The organism is Methylobacterium sp. (assembly GCF_019750675.1).
Classification (GTDB): Bacteria; Pseudomonadota; Alphaproteobacteria; order Rhizobiales; family Beijerinckiaceae; genus Methylobacterium.
The window spans coordinates 1-3,070 of record NZ_JAIEOF010000296.1 but is presented as its reverse complement, the minus strand read 5'-3'; the positions used below and the strand labels follow the sequence as shown (position 1 = coordinate 3,070).

The 3,070-nt window shown below is 70.2% G+C and carries 4 protein-coding genes; all 4 read left to right on the top strand.

The window, feature by feature from the left end; translation table 11 throughout:
• Nucleotides 1-975 (top strand): ABC transporter substrate-binding protein (locus K2X24_RS15525; RefSeq protein WP_292499269.1); only part of this gene is annotated, 975 nt, incomplete at its 5' end.
• 9 nt (nt 976-984) lie between these two features.
• Nucleotides 985-2,088, top strand: coding sequence for a microcin C ABC transporter permease YejB (locus K2X24_RS15520; protein ID WP_292499268.1), 1,104 nt, complete (start codon nt 985-987; stop codon nt 2,086-2,088).
• Complete coding sequence (locus tag K2X24_RS15515) at nt 2,085-2,591, top strand: GNAT family N-acetyltransferase (protein ID WP_292499267.1); 507 nt, start codon at nt 2,085-2,087, stop codon at nt 2,589-2,591. Before K2X24_RS15520 ends, K2X24_RS15515 begins: the two co-directional genes overlap by 4 nt.
• Nucleotides 2,592-2,636: 45 nt before the next feature.
• A partial coding sequence (locus tag K2X24_RS15510) for an alpha/beta fold hydrolase (protein WP_292499266.1) occupies nt 2,637-3,070 on the top strand: 434 nt, incomplete at its 3' end.

Sequence of the window (3,070 nt, the reverse complement as noted above, 5' to 3'; positions counted from 1 at the left end):
GCCCGGGTCTGGGCCACGGGCTACGACTTTCCCGCCGTGCAGGAGGGCCGCGTCCGCAAGGAGGTGGTGCCCGATGCGAGGCCCTCGGGCACCCAGGGCTGGTGGATGAACACCCGCCGCGAGGCTTTTCGCGATCCGCGCGTGCGTGAGGCGATCGGCCTGTGTTTCGACTTCAACTGGTCGAACGCCAACCTGATGTACGGCGCCTACATCCGCACGGCCTCCTATTTCGAGAACTCGGACCTGAAGGCCACCGGCCGCCCCGGGCCGGAGGAACTGGCGCTCCTCGACCCGATGCGCGGCGATCTGCCGGCGGAGGTCTTCGGCGAGGCCTGGAGCCCGCCGAGTTCCGACGGTTCGGGCCAGGACCGCGCCCTCCTCAGCCGCGCCGTGGCGCTTCTGCGCGAGGCGGGCTGCACCCGCGACGGCGGCGTGATCCGCCTCCCCTCCGGCAAGCCGCTGGAAATCGAGTTCCTCGACAACGATCCGGTGTTCCAGCCGGTGACGCAGCCCTTCATCCGCAATCTCGGGCTGATCGGCATCCGTGCCAGCATCCGGCTGGTCGATCCCTCCCAGTATCAGGCCCGGGTCAAGGATTTCGATTTCGACCTCACAGCCCGCCGCTTCGCCGGCGGGCTCACGCCTGGCCCGGAACTCCGCGAAGCCTATGGCTCGCGCGCCGCGGGCACGCCCGGCTCGAACAACTTGGGCGGCATCGCGAGTCCCGCCATCGATGTGCTGATCGGCAAGGTGACGGAGGCGACCACGCGCGCCGACATGATCCATGCCGCGCGCGCCCTCGACCGGGTGCTGCGGGCCGGCCGCTACTGGGTGCCCATGTGGTACAAGGCCGACCACCGGCTGGCACTCTGGGACGTCTACGGCCGCCCGGTCCAGGGGCCGACCTACGACCTCGGCGCGCCGAACGTGTGGTGGTACGACGCCACCAAGGCCCGGCGCATCGGCCGAACCTGAGGGATATCCGTGCTCGGCTACATCCTCCGCCGCATCGCGCTCATGGTCCCCACCATCTTCGGGATCATGCTCATCACCTTCGTCATCGTGCAGTTCGCCCCCGGCGGCCCGGTGGAGCGGGTGCTGGCCCAGCTCCAGGGCCAGAACGAGGGCAGCCTGTCGCGGGTGACCGGCGGGGCCGGCGACCTCGGCGGCGCCGCGCGTAGTTCCGGCGGGGGCGAGGCCAGCGCCCGCTACCGAGGCGCGCAAGGGCTCGACCCGGCCTTCATCAAGAAGCTGGAACAGCAGTTCGGCTTCGACAAGCCGGCCCCCGAGCGCTTCGCGAAGATGATCTGGGACTACGTCCGGTTCGACTTCGGCAACAGCTATTTTCGCGACGTGTCGGTGCTGCAGCTGATCCGCGAGCGCCTGCCGGTTTCGATCTCGCTGGGCTTGTGGATGACGCTGATTTCCTACGCGATCTCGATTCCGCTGGGCATCCGCAAGGCGGTGCACGACGGCTCGCGCTTCGACCTCTGGACCTCGACCGTGGTCATCGTCGGCTACGCGATCCCGAGCTTCCTGTTCGGCATCGCCCTCATCATCCTGTTCGCGGGCGGCTCCTTCGTGCAGATCTTCCCGATCCGCGGCCTGACCAGCGAGAACTTCGAGTCCTTGAGCCTCTGGGGCAAGGCGGTCGACTACGCCTGGCACATGACGCTGCCACTCACCGCCCTGGTGCTCGGCGCCTTCGCGACCTCGACCCTCCTGACCAAGAATTCGTTCCTCGACGAGATCCGCAAGCAATATGTGCTCACCGCGCGGATGAAGGGCCTCTCCGAGCGCCGCGTGCTCTACGGCCACGTCTTCCGCAACGCCATGCTCATCGTCATCGCGGGCTTCCCGGCGGCCTTCATCTCGGCCTTCTTCACAGGCTCGCTGCTGATCGAGACGATCTTCTCCCTGGACGGGCTCGGACTCCTGTCCTTCACCTCCATCGTCGGGCGCGACTACCCCGTGGTCTTCGCGACCCTGTACATCTTCTCCCTGCTCGGGCTGGCGGTGAACCTGCTCTCCGACCTGATCTACACCTGGATCGACCCGCGCATCGACTTCTCGGCGCGGGCGACGTGACCGCCCTCCCCCTCGTCATCCGGCACGAGCACGCGGGCGACGCCGAAGCGATCGAGCGGCTCCATGCCCGCGCCTTCGGCCCCGGGCGCTTCGCCCGCACCGCCTATCGCCTGCGCGAGGGCACGGTGCCGGTGGCCGAGCTCTGCTTCACCGCCCTGGTGGCAACCTACCTCGTCGGGTCGGTCCGGGTGGGGCCGGCCGAGGCCGGCGGCAACCCGCTCCTGGTGCTCGGCCCCCTCACGGTCGATCCGAGCTTCGAGGGACGCGGCATCGGCGCCGCCCTGATGACGGCCTGCCTCGACGCGGCGACCGACGCCGGCCACGGCCTCGTCATCCTCATCGGGGACGCGCCCTACTACCGGCGCTTCGGCTTCGCGCCGATCCCGCCCGGGCGCCTCGTGCCGCCCTCCCCCGTCGATCCGGCCCGCTTCCTCTGGCGCGAGCTCGCGGCCGGCGCGACCGCGACGATCTCCGGGAACGTGACCGCCCTTCGCGGGCGTTGACCCCGCCGAGGGCGCCGCCCGGGCGCCGGCAGGGACCACACCCAGATGGATGATTCGGCGATCCGGCACGACACGATCACGGCCAACGGCGTCGCGCTCCACGTGGCCCGCCTCGGGCGTGGCCGCCCCCTGGTGCTGCTGCACGGCTGGCCGGAATTCTGGCTGACCTGGGAGCCGGTGATGCGGCGGCTCGCCGACCGCTTCGAACTGATCGCGCCGGACCTGCGCGGCTTCGGCGCCAGCGAGAAACCCGACCTCCGGCCCTCCGACAAGGCCGGCGCCGACGTGCATGCGGCCGACATCGTCGCCCTGCTCGATGCCCTCGGCATCGCCCGGGCCGGCATCGTCGGACACGATGTCGGGGCCTACGTGATCCAGGCCCTCGGCCGGAAGGCACCGGAGCGCCTGACCGGGCTGTTCACCTTCGACTGTCCGTATCCGGGCATCGGGCCGCGCCTCGCCGCCCCCGAGATGCTCGC